The organism is Limnobacter sp. (assembly GCF_036846585.1).
In the GTDB taxonomy this organism is placed as follows: domain Bacteria; phylum Pseudomonadota; class Gammaproteobacteria; order Burkholderiales; family Burkholderiaceae_B; genus Limnobacter.
Map to the genome: position 1 here is coordinate 1 of NZ_DAIUBR010000021.1, position 18,805 is coordinate 18,805.

General features: G+C 54.1%; 16 protein-coding genes. 11 read left to right on the plus strand and 5 right to left on the minus strand.

What is annotated here, in order from left to right; all coding sequences use genetic code 11:
* On the plus strand, positions 1-563 hold a 563-nt coding region (locus V7028_RS10405; protein ID WP_334120015.1), incomplete at its 5' end, for a hypothetical protein.
* A gap of 131 nt (positions 564-694) precedes the next feature.
* Positions 695-1,264, plus strand: a complete 570-nt coding sequence (locus tag V7028_RS10410) for a hypothetical protein (RefSeq protein ID WP_334120016.1) — start codon at positions 695-697, stop codon at positions 1,262-1,264.
* 110 nt (positions 1,265-1,374) lie between these two features.
* On the opposite strand, the gene V7028_RS10415 is transcribed toward V7028_RS10410, so the two are convergent.
* Both V7028_RS10415 and V7028_RS10420 read right to left on the minus strand, forming a co-directional pair.
* A complete protein-coding gene (locus V7028_RS10415) occupies positions 1,375-2,064 on the minus strand; it encodes an ABC transporter ATP-binding protein (protein ID WP_334120017.1) in 690 nt (229 codons plus the stop codon).
* Positions 2,057-3,310, minus strand: a complete 1,254-nt coding sequence (locus tag V7028_RS10420; RefSeq protein WP_334120071.1) for a lipoprotein-releasing ABC transporter permease subunit — start codon at positions 3,308-3,310, stop codon at positions 2,057-2,059. The genes V7028_RS10415 and V7028_RS10420 overlap by 8 nt, the downstream gene beginning before the upstream one ends.
* Positions 3,311-3,383: 73 nt before the next feature.
* Between V7028_RS10420 and V7028_RS10425 the strand changes: the two genes are divergently transcribed.
* From V7028_RS10425 to V7028_RS10450, 6 genes are all read left to right on the plus strand, one after another.
* Positions 3,384-4,580 (plus strand): hypothetical protein, encoded by a 1,197-nt coding sequence (locus V7028_RS10425; RefSeq protein WP_334120018.1) that lies wholly within the window; start codon positions 3,384-3,386, stop codon positions 4,578-4,580.
* Positions 4,580-6,328: a single-stranded-DNA-specific exonuclease RecJ gene (recJ, locus tag V7028_RS10430; RefSeq protein WP_442918730.1), complete on the plus strand. Its 1,749-nt coding sequence runs from the start codon at positions 4,580-4,582 to the stop codon at positions 6,326-6,328. Before V7028_RS10425 ends, recJ begins: the two co-directional genes overlap by 1 nt.
* 52 nt (positions 6,329-6,380) lie before the next feature.
* Positions 6,381-7,485 (plus strand): peptide chain release factor 2 gene (gene prfB, locus V7028_RS10435; protein ID WP_334120019.1). Its coding sequence is split into 2 segments (ribosomal slippage): positions 6,381-6,461 and positions 6,463-7,485, totalling 1,104 coding nucleotides; the frame shifts between segments, so codons are not numbered across the junction.
* A 3-nt stretch (positions 7,486-7,488) separates the two neighbouring features.
* Entirely contained in the window at positions 7,489-9,021 is a 1,533-nt protein-coding gene (lysS, locus tag V7028_RS10440) for a lysine--tRNA ligase (protein WP_334120020.1), read from the plus strand.
* On the plus strand, positions 9,011-9,445 hold the full coding sequence (locus tag V7028_RS10445; RefSeq protein WP_334120021.1) for a hypothetical protein: 435 nt from the start codon (positions 9,011-9,013) through the stop codon (positions 9,443-9,445). Before lysS ends, V7028_RS10445 begins: the two co-directional genes overlap by 11 nt.
* Positions 9,433-9,861: a hypothetical protein gene (locus tag V7028_RS10450; RefSeq protein ID WP_334120022.1), complete on the plus strand. Its 429-nt coding sequence runs from the start codon at positions 9,433-9,435 to the stop codon at positions 9,859-9,861. The genes V7028_RS10445 and V7028_RS10450 overlap by 13 nt, the downstream gene beginning before the upstream one ends.
* A gap of 64 nt (positions 9,862-9,925) precedes the next feature.
* Here the strand turns inward: V7028_RS10450 and V7028_RS10455 are convergent, their stop codons facing one another.
* From V7028_RS10455 to V7028_RS10465, 3 genes are read right to left on the minus strand one after another with little or no spacing between them, the layout of a single operon-like run.
* Positions 9,926-10,819: a transglutaminase family protein gene (locus V7028_RS10455; RefSeq protein ID WP_334120023.1), complete on the minus strand. Its 894-nt coding sequence runs from the start codon at positions 10,817-10,819 to the stop codon at positions 9,926-9,928.
* Positions 10,820-10,847: 28 nt separating this feature from the next.
* Entirely contained in the window at positions 10,848-13,421 is a 2,574-nt protein-coding gene (locus V7028_RS10460) for a circularly permuted type 2 ATP-grasp protein (RefSeq protein WP_334120024.1), read from the minus strand.
* A 31-nt stretch (positions 13,422-13,452) separates the two neighbouring features.
* A complete protein-coding gene (locus tag V7028_RS10465; RefSeq protein WP_334120025.1) occupies positions 13,453-16,728 on the minus strand; it encodes a transglutaminase family protein in 3,276 nt (1,091 codons plus the stop codon).
* Between the two features lie 59 nt (positions 16,729-16,787).
* Between V7028_RS10465 and V7028_RS10470 the strand changes: the two genes are divergently transcribed.
* From V7028_RS10470 to V7028_RS10480, 3 genes are all read left to right on the plus strand, one after another.
* Positions 16,788-17,333 (plus strand): pyridoxamine 5'-phosphate oxidase family protein, encoded by a 546-nt coding sequence (locus V7028_RS10470; RefSeq protein ID WP_334120026.1) that lies wholly within the window; start codon positions 16,788-16,790, stop codon positions 17,331-17,333.
* A gap of 125 nt (positions 17,334-17,458) precedes the next feature.
* Positions 17,459-18,310: a glutathione-dependent disulfide-bond oxidoreductase gene (yghU, locus tag V7028_RS10475; protein WP_334120027.1), complete on the plus strand. Its 852-nt coding sequence runs from the start codon at positions 17,459-17,461 to the stop codon at positions 18,308-18,310.
* A gap of 22 nt (positions 18,311-18,332) precedes the next feature.
* A complete protein-coding gene (locus V7028_RS10480; RefSeq protein WP_334120028.1) occupies positions 18,333-18,728 on the plus strand; it encodes a hypothetical protein in 396 nt (131 codons plus the stop codon).
* The last annotated feature ends 77 nt before the right edge of the window (positions 18,729-18,805 follow it).

Sequence of the window (18,805 nt, forward strand, 5' to 3'; positions counted from 1 at the left end):
TTACCCCCGCCAAGGAAATCGCCTTGATTATTGGTGAGCCGTGGAAAGACATGCAAGCAAGATCAACAGCAGAGATTGATCCTGTTTTTGAAGGGCGCCACTGGTATAGAGAGCCCAAATCGCTTTCCTTCCTGCGTTTTGCTAACCCTCAACATGAGTTTAAAACTCCCCCTGCAAAATTTTTTACTGTCGGATTCGATGACAAAGGCAATATTGACGGAGTAAGAATGTCCCCCCAATTAGAACCACTTCGATTGCGGCAAGCATTGGACGTCATGCTCGATCTTCAAACACAGTGGAGAAAGTCCGGGTGGCTTCTTACTGATCCTGAAGAACCCGCATACGAAAATACGCCAGAATGGATCAGCAGAATTGAAGAATGCCGGTCAAATGCGACCTTCTGGCATGTTCCTGACAAGTATCAAATAGCTGTTGGAATTGCTTGTTATAAAGACCAGCGATATCCGAATGAAAAACGGTTCATGATCAATTTTTCCATGGGTAGGCCTTGGTACGAACCATGGAAATACAACTTTCCACTTGATCAAAGCAAGCCATATTGAAACTCGAGTCGGCTTTGGTTGAAAGACAAACATTAAACACCACTCCATTGAAACTCCAAATGGAAGTGCCATTCGATGACAGCTCACAGCAACCTGTTTCAGTGGATTAGACACCACAAAATTCTGGCTGTATGGCTGCAACACTTTTTGTAGTGGGTGCTTGCAAAGCCACCGAACTGCTTACGCCAGCCAAGGAAATCGCCTTGATTATTGGTGAGCCGTGGAAAGACATGCAGTCCAGATCAACTGCAGAAATTGCCGACAACATACCCGATGAAATTTGGTACCGGATACCCAAAGAACTGGCTTACTTAAGATTTGCCGATCCAAAACACGGATTTATTACACCACCCGCAAAGTTTTTTACTGTCTCATTTGACGACGATGCCTCAATTCGATCTGTCAGAATGTCTCCCCAAGTCGAACCACTACCGCTCCAAGAATCTTGGAATATCGTTTTGGATCTGCAAAATCAATGGAGAAAGTCGGGCTGGGAACTTGATGAACCAGAAGAATATCCTGCTTATGACAACACTCCCCTTTGGCACGAGGCGCTTAAAAAGTGCGCCGCCCTTAGTACCCACTGGAACGCAGGGAAGTTGTATCAACTTATGGTGGTGATTACCTGTTACGAGGACAACCGATATCCAGACAACAAAGGATACTTGGTAACTATTTCGATGGGTAAATACCGAGAGTGAACATCGGCAATAATTTGCTCGCCCCATATCCTTGGCGAAATTTCAAATGGAAGCGTCATTCGATGACTTAAACCGATTGGCCTCTAAAAACCCCTGGGCGGTTCAATCATTCACTCTGCTTTTAACTCACCTTTCTCAAGCCTTAATACCTTGCTGCACTTGCGTGCCAGTTCCATGGAATGGGTCACGATGATCAAGGCCGATTTGTTGGCAGCCTTGCTGTGAATCAGGCTTTCAAACACCTGGTCTGCAGTGTCTTGATCCAAGTTTCCAGTGGGCTCGTCGGCAAGAATGGCTTTCGGGTTGGTCACCATTGCGCGTGCAATCGCCACCCGTTGGCGCTCGCCACCCGACAATTCCGCAGGGCGGTGGTTCAGCCGGTGTTCAAGTCCAAACTGTTTTAACAGCACCGCACTTTTTTCACGGGCCACCTGTTTGTTTTCGCCGCCAATGCGCAAAGCCATGGCCACGTTGTCCAGTGCATGGAATTCAGGCAGCAAATGGTGAAACTGGTAAATAAAGCCCAAAGTTTTGTTGCGTTCCATGCCCAGTTTGCGAACAGACCAAGGCTCAATGGCCTGGCCAGCCCATAACACCGAGCCGCTGTCGGCTTTTTCAAGCCCGCCCAGCACGTGCAGCAACGTGCTTTTGCCTGCACCGGAAGCACCCACAATTGCCACGGTTTCTCCTGCCTGCACCTGAAAGGTCAGGTTCTTGATCACCTGCGTGGCTTTGTCATTCGCGGTGATGCCCTTGAATGCTTTGCTGAGGTTTTTGGTTTCCAGAACAACATTACTCATAACGCAGGGCCTCCGCAGGTTCGGCGCGTGATGCGCGCCAGCTTGGGTAAATGGTGCTGAGCACGCTAAGCACCAAGGCCACGGTCACAATGGTAACCACATCGCTTGCGCGCGGGTCGGAAGGCAACTGGCTGATGAAATAAATTGATTTTGGCAAGAATTCAACGCTGAGCACGCGTTCAATGGCTGGCACGATGGTGCCCAAATTAATCGCCAGCAACCAGCCTGCCGTTACACCCAGAAAGGTACCAATCCAGCCCACCAGTGCACCTTGCAACATGAAAATTCGTTGAATGGCAAAGGGGCTTGCACCCAGTGTGCGCAAAATGGCAATTTCGCCGCGCTTGTCTTTCACGGTCATCACCAGCATGGAAACCAGGTTGAATGCGGCCACCGCGATAATCAGGGTCAGAATAATAAACATCATGCGTTTTTCGGTTTGAACAGCGGCAAACCAGGTGCGGTTTTGTACCGACCAATCGCGAACCCAAACACTGGGCGGCAACTGGCGTTCAATGTCGCGGGCCACAAAGGGGGCTGCGTCCATGTCGTTCAGCTTCACGCGTATGCCCGTGGGGCCAAGGCTGCGGTAAAAACGCGCCGCGTCGTCAATGTTCATTAACACCAGGCCGCTGTCATATTCATAGTGGCCAGTGCTGACCAAAGCGGTAATCTCGAAGGCTTTCAGGCGGGGGATCATACCGGCAGGGGTCATTTGGCCAGAAGGTGCAATCAGCGTGATGCGGTCGCCCACGCTCACCCCAATCTGTTTTGCCAACTCGACGCCCAGTACCACGCGAAATTCGCCAGCTTGCAAATTGGCAAGTCTGCCTGAAATTACTTCTTTGAAATCAGATACTTCTTGCTCCAGTGTCGGGTCGATACCGCGAACAATGGCGGGGCGCAGCAAATCGCCGTGGGCCAGCATGCTTTCACCCGCTACATAGGGCGCAGCGCCAATTACCTTGGGGTTGGCACTTTTGATTGCACCCACCAGCGTATCAGGGTTGTCGAAGCCTTCTTGCGGGGCCAATACCTCAATGTGTGCAATCACCGACAGCATACGGTCGCGCACTTCTTTCTGAAAACCGTTCATCACCGACAGCACCACGATCAGCGCCGCAACGCCAAGCCCAATGCCGGCCATGGACAATCCGGAAATAAAGGAAATGAATTTGTCGCGGCTTCTGTGGCCGCCACCACGCACATAGCGCAGTGCAATTTCAACATCAAAGGGTAAACTAATCACAAATTGTCCCGAATTGTTCAAATGCGCTGTTGAGGTTTCAAAGCGCTCTCATTGTAGTGTGAATAAAACCGTGTCCAAACCAAGCAATGCGCCTTTGTGGGTGTTCGTTCCCAACATTCTTGTGCCTGAAATGGCACTTGAACGCCTGTCTGCCAATGCGCAGGCTCAATCCTTTGCGGGTCTGCCAGCCGGTTTGCTTCAAACCATGGCCAGAACTGCTGCTCCTGAATACCAAGCTGCAGACGGGTTAGACCGTATTGAAGCCTGGCTGTTGCGCTACTTGGATTCACCAGCCCAGGCAAAGTTCGATCAGTACCCGGCCTGGGCGATGATGCAGAATGCCCAGGCTGAGGAGGAACCCATGCCATTTACACGGTTTTGGGGCACCGTGGGCAATCTTGAAATTGAACGCGATGGCGTGCGTTTCACACCTCCCGAGGTGTTGCAGGTTAGCAAGGCCGATTTAGACGCATTCTGGAATGTGGTGCAACCCTTGCTGCAACAACACGATTGGGCATTGAACACACCGGCCGGTTTTCACAGCCTGTTAAGCAACCCCGTGCCTGTGCCCATGGAACAGGCGTCCCCATGGTCGGTGCAGGGTATTCGTTTAACAGATTACCTGCCCATGACGCATGAATGCAGCGGCTGGCGGCGCATGTGGCTGAACATGCAGGTAGAACTGCACCATGCGGAATTCAACCAAGCCCGTGAAGCCAAGGGCTTAAAGCCCTTGAATGCCTTGTGGTTTTGGGGCGGAGGCGAGGCGTGGCAAACCGATGTGCCGCTGCCGCGTGTGAAATCGGTTTCTGAGGATGGCGTGTTTGATGCCGTGAAAATGACCGATGGCGCAGATGAGGCCGTGAACCGCTTTGTATTCTGGACCCAATTGTTGGGTTCGTTGCAGAAGAATGAGTTGCAAGCCAGCGCTGCCGGGTCTGGGCCAAAACCCGACAATGTGTATTGCGTGAATTTTCAAGGGTGGGGCGGCAACGTTGCAGTGTTCAAACTGCTGGAAAGCGAGGTGCTGCAACCCATGCGCCTCGCCGGTTTGGCCTTCAACTGGGTGCTGTTGGGTAACAACGGCTGGAAAACGTTAAAAAGCAACTGGATGAACCGATTCAAATTTTGGCAGAACCAACCCAACTGGGCTGTGCTGGGCGAACCTGAAATGCAGGAAGGTCCTTCTGAGGAAGAGCTGCAAGCTGCCTGGCAGCAAGGCCAGCACGACCAGGACAGCATTCAGGCGGAATGGGAAGGGCGATGATGAATACCTTGACCAATACTGTTCAACACCGGGTTCGAACCCCACGCCCGCAGGTAGAGGCTGTACTTCGCAGCCAGGGCATGCACCCCTTGATGGCGCGCTTGATGGCTGCGCGGGGTGTGGATTCTCAAGCCGAGGCCGACACCAAACTGGCTGATTTGATTCCACCTTCTCAGCTAAAGGGCATTGACCAAGCTGCAGAAATACTGGCAGATGCGCTGGAAGCTGGCGCACGCATTGTGATTGTGGGCGATTACGATTGCGATGGTGCAACTGCCACCGCGGTGGGCGTGCGCGGCCTGCGCATGCTGCTGAAAAGCCTGGGCGCTGACGCAGAAGCAGCCAAGTACCACATTGACTTTCTGGTGCCCAACCGGTTTGAATACGGCTATGGCTTGAGCCCGGAAATTGTGCAGTTGGCCGCGCAACAGTTCGAGCCTGATTTGTTGGTAACTGTTGATAACGGCATTGCCAGCGTGGAAGGCGTGAACGAGGCCAATGAACTGGGCATTGGTGTGATCGTGACAGACCACCACTTGCCCGGCGACCAGTTGCCAGAAGCGCTGGCCATTGTGAACCCCAACCAGCCCGGTTGTGAATTTCCAAGCAAGTCCATTGCTGGGGTGGGCGTGATGTTTTACGTGCTGCTGGCCACCCGCGCCGTGTTGCGCGAACGCGGCGTGTTTGACGCAGCGAGCCAGCCCCGCATTGATGCGCTGCTTGATTTGGTGGCTTTGGGCACCGTGGCCGATGTGGTGAAGCTGGATGCGAACAATCGCCGTTTGGTGGCGCACGGTTTGCAGCGCATACGCACAGGCCGCGCCCAGCCAGGTATTTTGGCCTTGTTTCATGAGGCAAGCCGCGACCCCCGCAAGGCTACAGCCGCTGACATGGGTTTTGCCTTGGGCCCACGACTGAATGCTGCTGGCCGCTTGGCCGACATGGCTATTGGCATTCGCACCCTGTTGGCTGACGACGCTGGCGAGGCAAGCGTCTTGGCCGCCCAGCTTGGCAAAATGAACGAAGAGCGCAAGCGCATTGAAGCCGACATGAAGCGCGATGCATTGGAAGACATTGAAAAATTCATCAGTCAAGATGAACCCGCCGCAGGCATTGTGGTGGCGCACAGCACCTGGCATCAGGGCGTAATCGGTATTTTGGCTTCTCGCATTAAAGAGCGCCTGTACCGCCCCACCATTGCACTGGCCCCGGGCGATGATGGTTTCTGGAAAGGCAGTGGCCGTTCCGTGCAGGGCGTGCATTTGCGCGATGTGCTCGATTTGGTGTGCAAGCGTTTGCCCGAGGGCAGCATGCCCAAGTTCGGTGGCCACGCCATGGCCGCTGGCTTGACGATTGCCGAGGGCGCGATTGAGCAATTCAAAATTGAATTCGCCAAGGCCATTCTCGATTTGAGCGACCCCAGTGCGTTGACCCAGGTGGTAGAAACCGATGGTTCAATTCCTGCCGACTACATTGCAGCCAGCGCAGCCGATTTGCTGGAAACACAGGTGTGGGGGCAGGGCTTCCCGGCACCTTTGTTCTGTGATGAATTTGAGGTGCTTGAACACCGATTGCTGAAAAACGCGCACAGCAAGTTCACCTTGCGCCGCGATGGCAAAACCTTCGTGGCCTTGCGCTGGCGGGCTGTGGAGGCCTTGCCGGCCAAAGTGAAACTGGCTTACCGGTTCGAGCGGGACACGTTTACGGGCGGTGATGCAGTGCAAATCATTGTGGAGCATGTGTTGTAGGGTGGCTTGCGCTACAATACCGGGTTACGCACATTGAATTTGTTAGAGAAATATGGAAGCCGAACGCCTGAATGCCATCATCAACGCCCTGACTGACCTAGCCGACCGCGCAGGCCAGTTGCGGAGGTATCTTTGACGTCGACCGCAAGGCCGAACGACTCACGGTAGTGGACGCCGAACTGGAAGACCCCCACGTTTGGAACGACCCCAAACACGCGCAGGAACTGGGCAAAGAGAAAAAGATGCTCGACGGCGTGGTGGTCACCATGAACACCGTGCAGTCCAATATCAGCGACGCACAGGAACTGGTTGAAATGGCGCAGGCTGAAAGCGACTTTGACACGCTGGAAGCCATTGAAGGTGATGTGGCCGAATATGAGAAGGTCATTGCTGATCTTGAATTCCGCCGCATGTTCAGCAACCCGGCTGACCCGTCCAACTGCTTCATCGACATCACTGCGGGTGCGGGTGGCACCGAAGCGCAAGATTGGGCCAGTATTTTGCTGCGCCAATACCTGCGCTATTGCGAACGCAAGGGCTTCAAAGTTGAAGTGATGGAACAATCCGACGGTGAAGTGGCGGGCGTTAAATCGGCCACCATCAAGGTGGAAGGCGAATACGCCTTCGGTTACCTGCGCACTGAAACCGGCGTGCACCGTTTGGTTCGCAAATCACCTTTCGATTCTTCAGGTGGACGCCACACATCTTTCGCTTCCTTGTTTGTGTACCCGGAAGTCGACGATTCTTTTGAAATCGACATCAACCCGGCCGATGTGCGCACCGATACCTACCGCGCCAGTGGTGCAGGTGGTCAGCACATCAACAAAACCGATTCCGCAGTTCGACTAACCCACATTCCCACCGGCATTGTGGTGCAGTGTCAAAATGACCGTTCCCAGCACCGCAACCGCGATGAAGCCTGGGGCATGTTGAAAGCCAAACTGTACGAGTTCGAGATGCGCAAGCGCATGGTCGAGCAACAGGCTTTGGAAGACACCAAAACCGATGTGGGCTGGGGCCACCAAATTCGCAGCTACGTGTTGGACAACAGCCGCATCAAAGACCTGCGCACAGGTGTTGAAATTTCCAACACCCAGCGCGTACTCGATGGCGATCTCGACCCATTCATTGAAGCCAGCTTGAAGCAAGGTATTTAATCCATGAACGACAAAACACAAGCCGCTGGCGACGAACTGCCAGTTGACGAGAACCAGATTATTGCTGAGCGTCGTGGCAAGCTGGCCAAACTGCGTGAGAAAGGCCAGCCTTTCCCCAACAGCTTCAAGCCCGAACACCGCGCTGCCGATTTGCACGCCCACTACGGTTTGCTGGACAAGGAAACCCTCGACCCGCAAGGCATCGAGGTGTCTGTTTCTGGCCGCATGATGTTAAAGCGCGTGATGGGCAAAGCCAGTTTTGCAACTGTGCAAGACGCCACAGGCCGCATTCAGTTTTACATCAACAACGAAGGTGTGGGCGAGGGCGTACACGGCGAATTCAAGCACTGGGATTTGGGCGACATTGTTGCCGCCAAGGGCAAGCTGTTCAAAACCAACAAAGGTGAATTGAGCGTGCACTGCACGGAAATTCACTTGTTGGCAAAAAGCTTGCGCCCGCTGCCTGACAAATTCCATGGCCTGGCCGATCAGGAAATCAAATACCGCCAGCGTTATGTTGATTTGATTGTGTCCGAGCAAACACGCGATACCTTTGTTGTGCGTTCCAAAGGCATGTCGTCGATCCGCAATTTCATGGTTGACAACGGCTTTCTGGAAGTGGAAACACCCATGTTGCACGCCATTCCTGGCGGTGCATCGGCCAAACCATTTATTACGCACCACAACGCGCTGGACATGGAAATGTACCTGCGTATCGCGCCGGAACTGTATTTGAAGCGCCTGATAGTGGGCGGTTTCGAGCGCGTGTTCGAGATCAACCGCAACTTCCGCAACGAAGGGGTTAGCCCACGCCACAACCCGGAATTCACGATGATGGAATTCTATGCGGCGTACTGGAATTACCGTGACTTGATGGACTTCACCGAGCAGGTGATTCAACACGCCGCCACCACGTCAACTGGCAGCGCCAAGTTGACTTACCAGGGCCGTGAACTGGATTTGTCCAAACCATTCGCACGCTTGACTATTGTTGAGGCCATTCAAAAGTATTTCCCGGAATACGGCACGGAAGACTTGCAAAACATGGACTACCTGAAAAAGGCTTTGGCCAAGAAAGGTGTGCATGTGGACAAAGAGCCTGCGCTGAAAAACGCGGGCATTGGTGCCTTGCAGTTGGCCTTGTTTGAAGAAACTTCCGAAAGCCTGTTGTGGGAACCCACTTTCATTGTGGACTACCCGGTTGAAGTGTCGCCTTTGGCACGTGCATCGGATGCGAATTCACAAATTACTGAACGGTTCGAGTTGTTCATTACGGGTCGTGAAATTGCCAACGGTTTCTCGGAATTGAACGATCCAGAAGACCAGGCCGATCGATTCAAAAAACAGGTTGAAGCGAAAGAAGCGGGCGACGATGAAGCCATGTTCTTCGATGCTGATTTCATTCGCGCACTTGAATACGGCATGCCACCTACCGGTGGTTGCGGCATTGGTATCGACCGTTTGATGATGCTGATCACCGATAGCCCGAATATTCGGGACGTGATTCTGTTTCCGCATTTGAGGCGTGAAGACTAAGTCAAATTCAATGCACACGTGCGTTGATCAACGCTTTTCAATTCGCAGCTTTTTGGTTCACCGCACGGTGTCGCACCATCCCGCCTTGGCGGGCTTCCGTCCCTTCTTGATTGCTGGCTCGGTTCAAACGCTGTTCGGGGGGAGTGATTCTTTTGGGCAAGGGAGATTTGCTGCGCCTCGCGGGACAAGGCTTCATGAAGGTATGGGACGATACGTAAGCTATTCAGTCAAACTTTTCTATCTCGATCCGCTCAAAGAAATTGTGGGAAGGACGGTGAAACAGGGGGAATTGATTGGAACGGCTCAAGATTTAACAATAAAGTATCCCGGGATCACCAACCATATTCACTTTGAGATCAGCTTCAAAGGAGCACAGGTCGATCCCTCCCGCTTTTTGGAAAGGGAGGAATCATGCAAGTCGTGAAACTTCTGGTCTCTTTGATATTTTTACAAGTATTGGTGGCGTGTTCGGAATCTGATGATTCCGAGTTGATCCATCTAGTCCTGCATTCAAAAAACGAGTGTGAGTTGATCTTCAAGGCTGAAAATTTTTCAGTGGTTGAAAATTTTTGCGACACCGAGCAGAGACCAATCTTGATCAAGGTGGATGATCGGCAAATCAGATCTGACTGGATTGATGAAAAGACCAGTCGTTTTCTGTTTCAGGAGGGTTGCGCCAGTACGGACGAATGTTTCTATGAAATGAGCATGAGTGGCGATGGGGTGCGTGGCCGCTTTTCGTATCGAATCAATATGACCGAAGGTGAATACAGATTCGAAGTGGGCGCATCTGGGCAGCCGAAGGTGTTGTCCAAGTCATCGAAGGACATCGCATCCTGAATCTAAAGCCCGCCAAGGCGTGGTGATGCGACAAGCGCGGAGGCCGTCAAGAAACTGGCGATGTCTAAAACACCGTCACCGCCACATTCAGCGTATGCTCCCCACCCCCATGCACCACACCACGCATCGGCGGCACATCCGCATAATCCCTTCCAATCGCCACAGTCACATACCGTGTATCAGGCAACTGGTTGTTGGTGGGGTCGAAGTCAACCCAACCCACGTCAGGCCCGCACCACAGCGAAACCCAGGCATGGCTTGCATCTGCCCCCAATAGTTTTGCCTGTCCCGGCAGTGGTTCGGTCAGCATGTAGCCGCTGACGTAGCGGGCAGACAAACCAAGTGAACGAAGTACGCCCAGCATCAGGTGTGCGAAATCCTGGCAAACACCTTCACGGCTTTGCATCACTTCTTCCACTGTGGTGTGAATGGTGGTCGAGCCGCTTTGATAATTGAATTCACGGAAAATACGCTGCATCAGTGCCTGCCCGGCATGTACTACCTGCCTGCCAGGCCAGAAATCGAGGCTGCCGTAATCGCGCAGTGAATCAAGCAGGGGCACATGTTTGGATTCAAAGCGGAATTGGTAATCGTCTGAAACTGGCTGCCCGGCTTGGTAACGCAATTGGTTGACCAAATCGTTCCAGCTGGGGCTGATTAAATCGTCGATTGGCCCGGTGTGCAGAAAATTGCTCACTTCCACTTCGCTTTCACTGACCACTTTCAGGTTGTCGTGTGGGTAGTTCATCTCGAAGTGGTGAACCACGTTGCCAAACGCATCGTTGTTGCTTTGGACCGTTGACGGGTTGGGACGAATTTTCAGCGAGTGCGAAATCAGCTTTTGCCCTTTTCGCAAAGGGCCAGCCTGCATGCTAAGGCCTTCCTGAGGTTGCAGAATGCAAATTTGTTGCGCGCACTCGGCGGGCTGTTGGTAATCGTAATCAGTGACATGTGTCACTTTTCTTTTTTCTGAGAAGCGCATCGATTTATCTTCCCTGAATGACTTGGTCTGGCAACTCTGCCAGTCTGAAATATTGGGCACCCACCAGGTCTGAAACCTTGTAGGCGGTGTCGAGCAATTCTTGCAGCCAGGCGCGCAACTTGCGGCCAGTTTCGGCCGGGAAGGGAGGTTGCAAACCTTCCAGGCTTAAACCTTCGGGCATTTCGCCGCTGCGATAAACAGAGTCAAACAGTTGCCGAAGCTGGCTGGTGTCGCCGGGTAAACGGTCGATCACAATGTCCAGCTTATACAGAATTCGGCGAATGGCATAGGGTGCGTCTTCGTCAAAGATCAATAAATCGAGTGTGGGCAACCATTCGAACCGGTGTTGGTAGCGTGAACGGTAAGTGATGGTGCTGTCGGCCAGCGCAATGGCCAATGCCAAACCATGTTCGCCTGCGCGTCCCGGCATGCTGGTCATGGATAGCAAACACTCGCAGGCGCCGCACAAACGTTCAAGCTGTCGGCCCAGTTGAAGAAAACGCCAACCGTTGTCGCGGGTCATGTGGTCACTTTGCTCGCCGTGCATGGCCATCAGGTAAAGCTGAACCTGTTCCAGTGATGCGGTGGGCAAGGTGCGTTGAAAGCGGACCCATTCGGGTTCAACCAGCACCTTGGCGCAATCATTCAACAAACGCCAGTGGTCGCTGCTTAGGCGTTCACGCAATTGGCCTGCAACATTGGCCAAACCATTGAGTTGTCCCGCCAGCCCAACGGCGGGCGGCGCATCAATGCCGTTTTTGTACCAAAGTCTTTCCAGAATATTCTCTTCCAGCTCGTCCTGGGTTTTGGGGTCTGCCGGGTCAAATTCCTCACTCAAGCCCTGCTTGCCACACAGTTCGTGCAGCAGGCTGAGCATGGTGGGGTCCAGGTATTCCTCTTCATTGAGCAGCAATTGCATGCGCATCAGCAAACGCAAAGAAAAGCTGGCACGTTCGGTGTAGCGGCCCAGCCAAAACAGGTGTTCCGCGGCTCGGCTGGAAACAGGCCTGCGAAGGGCTTGCAGGTCTTTGGCCTGCAGCTTTTCTTTCAGGTTGGTTGTGCGTTCTACCGGCTCGCCGCTGCGCACCCAGGTGTCCAGGCTTGTGCCGCCTTTTTGCATGCTTACAATGCCGTTCTGGTCGCCTGCAACGCGTGTCAGGCCGCCAGGCATCACGGTGTAGTTGCCCTGGCCGTCGGTGACAGCAAACAAGCGCAGCATCATGGCGCGTTCTTCAATGCCGCCAGCGCCTGTCCAAATGGGCACACGCGATAGCGGGATCAGTTCCTGCAAGGTGTACTGCGAAGGGCGCTGGCTGATTTTCGACAACCAAATGCGTTTTTCGATCTCGTCCAGTTCCGAGCCCATGATGGATTCCATGGTGCGCCCATGGCGGTTAGGGCCAGTGGACTTGATCACCAGGTTGTTCAGGCGATCGCTGGCCTGTGCCCACGCGGGTGATTCACCACACCACCAACTGGGCACGCTGGGCAACAGCAACTCTTCCTGAAGGTAGTGCTGCCCAAGACCGGGCATGAAGCCATGAATGGCAGGGCTTTCAAGCCAGCCCGAGCCCGGCATGTTGGCCATGACCACGCCGCCGCATCGAATGGCCTGCAGCAAACCGGGTACACCCAAATGGGAATCTTCCCGTAGTTCCAGTGGGTCCAGCCACTGGTCGTCGGTTCGGCGGATCAGGCCGTCAATGGGTTCCAGCCCGTTGACTGTTTTCAGGAACACTTTGTTGTTCCGAACGGTCAGATCGTTGCCTTCCACCAGTGAAATACCCAGATAGCGTGCAAGGTAGGTGTGTTCAAAATAGGTTTCGTTAAACGGGCCGGGTGTCAGCAAGGCAATGCGCGCATTCTCGCCCTTGGGCGACAGTTTGCGAATGCCGTCGATGTAATCGCGGTAAAAGCCTGCCAGGTGCTGAATGTGCATTTCCCGAAAGCCGCGCGTGAAACTGCGAGAAATGCTCAGGCGGTTTTCAAGTGAGTAGCCCAAACCCGAAGGGGCCTGAATGCGGTGGGTGATTACCCACCATTTTCCGTCGGGGCTGCGCCCCAGATCAAAGGCCACCATGTGCAGCCACACCTTGTTCGGTGGCTCCATGCCCTGCATTTGCGGCAGGTAACCCGAGTGCCCATAGACCAAATCGGCGGGCAGCAAACCCTTTGCAAGTAACTCGCGAGGGCCGTACACGTCGACCATCATCGCATTCAACAGGCGTGCGCGCTGGGCAACCCCGGCTTGCATCACGGCCCAATCGGCTTGATCGATAATAAAAGGCAGCAAATCCAGCGACCAGGGGCGTGAGGCGCCCTGTGCATGGTCCGCGTACACATTGTAAGTAATGCCGTTGTCGCGAATTTGCTTGGCCAGGGCACTGCGCTTGTTGTCCAGGTGCTCGCTCAAACCCGTTGTTGGCAGGCGGTTTACGAATTCAGCCCAAGCGGGGCGAAGCACGCCCCCACCCGCCAGTTCGCTGTAATAAACGCTGGTGCCTTGAAGGATGCTCTGTTGCCAGGGCACCTCCATATTCGCAAGGGTGGTATTCGGGTTCGCGCTCAATGCGGTCACTGGTTAAAGTTTGGTACCTTATTGTAAATGCCTAACACCACCTTAGGTCGAGTGTAATGGGGAACTCGGATCTTCCTGATGGGCTTTTTGGCTGAACCTTGCCCTGCGTATGGCCCATGCGGAAGAAGCGTGTCAAGCGACGGCTTTCCGCTTCGAACGCATTCACGGGAAAAATGTCATAATTGCGCCCGCCAGGGTGCGCCACATGGTATTGGCAGCCCCCAAGGCTTCGCCCGTTCCAGGTGTCGATCAAATCGAATACCAGCGGTGTGTGCACGCCAATCGTGGGGTGCAGTGCGTTCGGTGGTTGCCATGCGCGGTAACGCACGCCTGCCACGTATTCACCTTCGGTGCCTGTGCTGTGCAGGGGTATTTTTACCCCGTTGCAGGTCAGGGTGTAACGTTCATCCACATAATGTTTCACTTTCACTTCCACGCGTTCCAGTGAGGAATCCACGTAACGGACCGTGCCGCCCGGTGCGCCTTCTTCACCCAGCACGTGCCAGGGTTCCAGCGCACTAAAAATTTCAACCTCAACGCCACGGCTTGAAAAATCCCCCATTTTCGGAAATCGGAAAGCAAAATGTGGTGCAAACCAGTCCATCTGGAACTGAAAGCCTGCTGCCTGCAAATCGGCTACCACATCGGCCATGTCGTTTTTTACAAAAGTGGACAGCATGAACTGGTCGTGAAGGCGCGTGCCCCATTTCACCAAACGGGCGGTGTAGGGCGTTTTCCAGAATGTTGCAATCAGTGCGCGCAGCAGCAGTTGTTGCGCCAAGCTCATTTGTGCATTCGGTGGCATCTCGAAGGCACGCAGTTCAAGCAGACCCAATCGGCCTGTGGCGGTGTCGGGGCTGTACAGCTTGTCGATACAAAATTCACTGCGGTGGGTGTTGCCGGTTGAATCAATCAGGATATTGCGCAGCAGGCGGTCAATGATCCACGGTGGCGGGTTGCCAGCGTGTTTGAGCATTTGCCGGTCCAGCTCGGTCAGGGCCAGTTCAAGTTCGTGAACCTGATCGCTGCGGGCTTCATCCACACGTGGTGCCTGGCTGGTGGGGCCAATGAAAAGCCCTGAGAACAAATATGACAAACCGGGGTGGTTGTGCCAGTAACGCAGCAGACTGCCCAGCAAATCGGGGCGACGCAGGAAAGGGCTGTGCTCGGGAGTTTCGCCACCCATCACGAAGTGGTTGCCGCCACCCGTGCCGCTGTGCCGACCGTCGAGCATAAACTTTTCGCTTGAAAGGCCGATCAGCCGTGCTTCCTCATACAGGTTCGTGGTCAGGTGCAGCAGTTCGCCCCAGGTTTTGCTGGGCTGTACGTTCACTTCCAGCACGCCGGGGTCGGGTGTTACTTGCAACGCGGTCATGCGCGCATCACGCGGGGGCGGGTAACCCTCAATCACCACGGGTTGGTGTAATGCTTCTGCCGTGTCTTCGATTCTGCTGACCAGTTCCAGGTATTCGTCAAGTTTTTCCAGTGGTGGCATAAACACATACAAATGCCCGTTGCGCACTTGCACACAGAGGGCCGTGCGCACAATGTGTGTGGCTGACTCTTTCATCACCGGTGCGATGTCTTCGGTAGTGCTGGTTTTCACGCTGGGTTTTTGCAGGGCCATGCGCGTTGGGGCAGACAGTGCAAACGGATCGGCAGGAATGGTGAAAGGGAGGTCTTTCCTGGCTACCCAAGGCTGTGAATCAAGCGGCAAGCGGTAGCCCATGGGCGAATCGCCGGGTGTCAGGTACAGGCGTTCATCGCGCAGAAACCATCGCCCGGTACGCCACTGCCCATTTTTGGCCTGAATGGGCAGGCAGTAACCCACTTCCCCGGTCAGCCCTTCGGTGAACACCTTGCTCAGGCGTTTGCGTTCCAGTGGGTCATCCAGCCTGGAATCAAAGGGGTCTACGTTGACGGGCAGTTTGCGTTCCCGCCACATGTAATACCAGGCGTCCTCGAACCCTGGCATTGCGTAGCGTGAGTGCAAACCAAGGCGGTTGCAAAGCCCCTCCATAAATTGTCTGGCGGTGGCATGGGTGGCTTTGCCTTCCTTTTGTTCATGGCTTAGCAGTGCCGGGTTTTTCCAAACGGGGTCGCCATTTTTCAACCAGTAAAGCGACAAGGCCCAACGTGGCAGTTGTTCGCCTGGGTACCACTTGCCTTGCCCAAAATGGTAAAAGCCACCCTTGCCGTAATACTTCGCCAGCTTGTTCAGCATCTTGATGCCGTAATCGCGTTTGGTGGGGCCAAGTGCGTCCACATTCCACTCGGCGGCACCGCGGTCGGTGTTGGCCACAAAGGTGGGTTCGCCGCCCATGGTCAGGCGTACATCCAGCGTATCCAGTGCCTTGTCCACCTCGAAGCCCAGTGCTTCAATGCCTGTCCATTGTTCGTCGGTGTAGGGTTTGCTGGTGCGGGGCGATTCGTACACCCGCTGCACGCTCATTTCATGTTCGAATTCAACTTCACATTCGTCCAGCGCACCGGTGATGGGTGCCGCACTGCCAGGTTCGGGCGAACATGCCAAAGGAATATGGCCTTCACCAGCCAGCAAGCCGGAAGTAGGGTCCAGGCCTATCCAGCCCGCGCCGGGCAAATACACTTCACACCATGCGTGCAGGTCGGTGAAATCTTTTTCGGGGCCATCCGGGCCGTCAATGGCTTTCACATCGCTGGTCAGCTGGATCAGGTAGCCTGATGCAAAACGGGCTGCAAGGCCCAAACGGCGCAAAACCTGCACCATCAACCACGCCGTGTCGCGACACGATCCTGATCCATTGTTCAGCGTTTCATCGGGCGTTTGTACCCCCGGTTCCATGCGGATCAAATACTGGATGCGGTTCGCCAGATCCTGGTTCAACGCCACCAAAAAATCGATGGTTTTGACACGGCTTAAATTCAAATCGGCCATGTAAGCATTGAACGTTTTGCCTGTGTGGCAGGGCACCAGGTACGGTGCCAGTTCCTGATCCAGTGATTCATCGTACTTGAATGGAAAAAACGCCGCAGCTTCTTCCAGGAAAAAATCGAATGGATTGAGCACCGACATTTCCGCCACAAGATCCACTGCAATTTCCAGCATGCCGGTGCGTTCCGGAAAGATCACGCGGCCCAAATAATTGCTTTGGGGGTCTTGCTGCCAGTTGATGAAATGCGTTTGGGGCAGCACCTTCATGCTGTATGAGAGAATCCGCGTGCGGCAGTGCGGGGCCGGGCGCAGGCGCACCACTTGAGGGCCCAAATTGATCAGGCGGTCGTAGCGGTAGCGTGTAATATGGCGCAGAGCAACGTGAATAGACACTTTGTATTCCCAAAAATGAAATCGAACCGAAAAACCCCTTACATGGCATGGAAAGAAGCATGAACCATGCCGAAGAAATCTGGAAAACTTTGGTGCGCGCCACGGTGGACAAAAAACACCCTTGGCGCGTGGCGGGCTTCGGCACCGCAGGTGCCAATGGCCCACAGGTGCGGTCAGTCATTTTGCGGGCTGTGAACGCCGTTGAACACCAACTGGTTTTTTACACCGATGCACGCAGCCAGAAAATGGCCGATATTGCGCACGACCCACGCGTTGCCTTGCTGTTCTGGAATGCCGGAAACAACACCCAACTGCGAGTATGTGGCAAGGCGAGTTGTGAATCCAGTGAATTGATTGTGAATGATTTCTGGGACCAAATTCCTGATTACGCCAGGAGAGACTACGCCACCTTGAGTGCCCCGGGCCATGTTCTTGGCAGCGGCGGTTTGCTTCATGATTTTGAAACTGCCCGCCGAAACTTTGTGGTTTTGAATGTGGGGGTTCACAGCATGGAGTTGCTGGTGTTAAAACGCGAGGGTCATGTGCGGATGGGGTTTGAAAAGAGGCAAGGTGGGCCTTGGCAGGAAACGGGTTTGGTGCCTTGATCCCGTTTCAGCGCATCATTTGCCTGCGTTAAGCAAGCAAAGCCGGTTTGAACGCGATCGATTTGTTATTCTGATGCCTTCACCTTTTGCGATTATCAAGCAGCAACCAAAGTGAGGGCACAGCAATGAGCGACACGAAGTACATGCCACCCAAAGTCTGGGTGTGGGACAAGGAAAATGGCGGAAAATTCGCCAACATCAACCGCCCCATTGCAGGCGCCACGCAGGAGAAAGAACTGCCTGTTGGCAAGCATCCGCTTCAGTTGTATTCGATGGCCACGCCCAATGGCGTGAAAGTGACAGTCATGCTGGAAGAATTGCTGGCGTTGGGCCACACGGGTGCCGAATACGATGCCTGGCTGATCAATATTGGCAGTGGCGACCAGTTCAGCAGCGGGTTCATTGAGGTGAACCCCAACAGCAAAATTCCGGCCTTGCTGGACCGAAGCACCAACCCAGTCACCCGCGTGTTTGAATCGGGTTCCATCCTGTTGTACCTGGCTGAAAAGTTCAAGGCGTTCTTGCCAAGCGACCCGGTCAAGCGCACGGAAGCGTTGTCGTGGCTGTTCTGGCAAATGGGCAGTGCGCCCATGCTGGGTGGCGGCTTTGGTCACTTTTACGCGTACGCGCCGGAAAAGTATGAATACCCGATTAACCGCTATGCGATGGAAGTGAAGCGCCAGCTTGATGTGCTTGATCGCCAGTTGGCCAAAAACCAGTTCATTTCAGGCGATGAATACACCATTGCCGACATGGCCATTTGGCCTTGGTACGGCGGCGTGGCCACCAACAAGGTATACAACGCTGCCGAATTTCTTGAGGCGCACACCTACACCAACGTGTTGCGATGGGCCCATGAAATTGGCGAACGTCCAGCCGTGGTTCGGGGCCGTATGGTCAACCGCAGTTGGGGCGAGGACAATGAACAAGTGCCAGAAAGGCACAGCGCCAGCGATTTCGATGGCAAGGCAATTTGACCCACACTCGGAGCTTTACACATTGCACAAGGTTCTCTATACCCTTTTGATCGCTGGCTTGGCCGGCTGTGCCTCTAACCATGATTTGACCAAAGGCAACAACTTGTTGGGCGGTGGTTACAAGCAGGAAGAAAGGGGGCCCGGTCTGTTCTATATTTACGCCCGTTCCAACCATGCCCCCTGGACCACACTTGAGGCTGCCAGAACCACTTGGCGCACGGGCGCAGAGCGCGCCTGTGCTTCAGCTGATTACGACGAATTCGCCATTGAAGAAAACGAGAAAGACACTGGTCTGCAAACCAGTACCGGCGTGCGTTATCTGCTAACAGAACGCACCGGGTATGCGAAATGCGATTCATCCACCTTAAGCAGTGGCGAAGTTGAGAAAATCATCAAGACTGACAGCACAATTCGATAAGCACTGGATTGCCCGCCAACTGAAATGTCCGGGGTGTTGCGGTGCGAACGTTGTATATTGATCGATAGACATCGCTG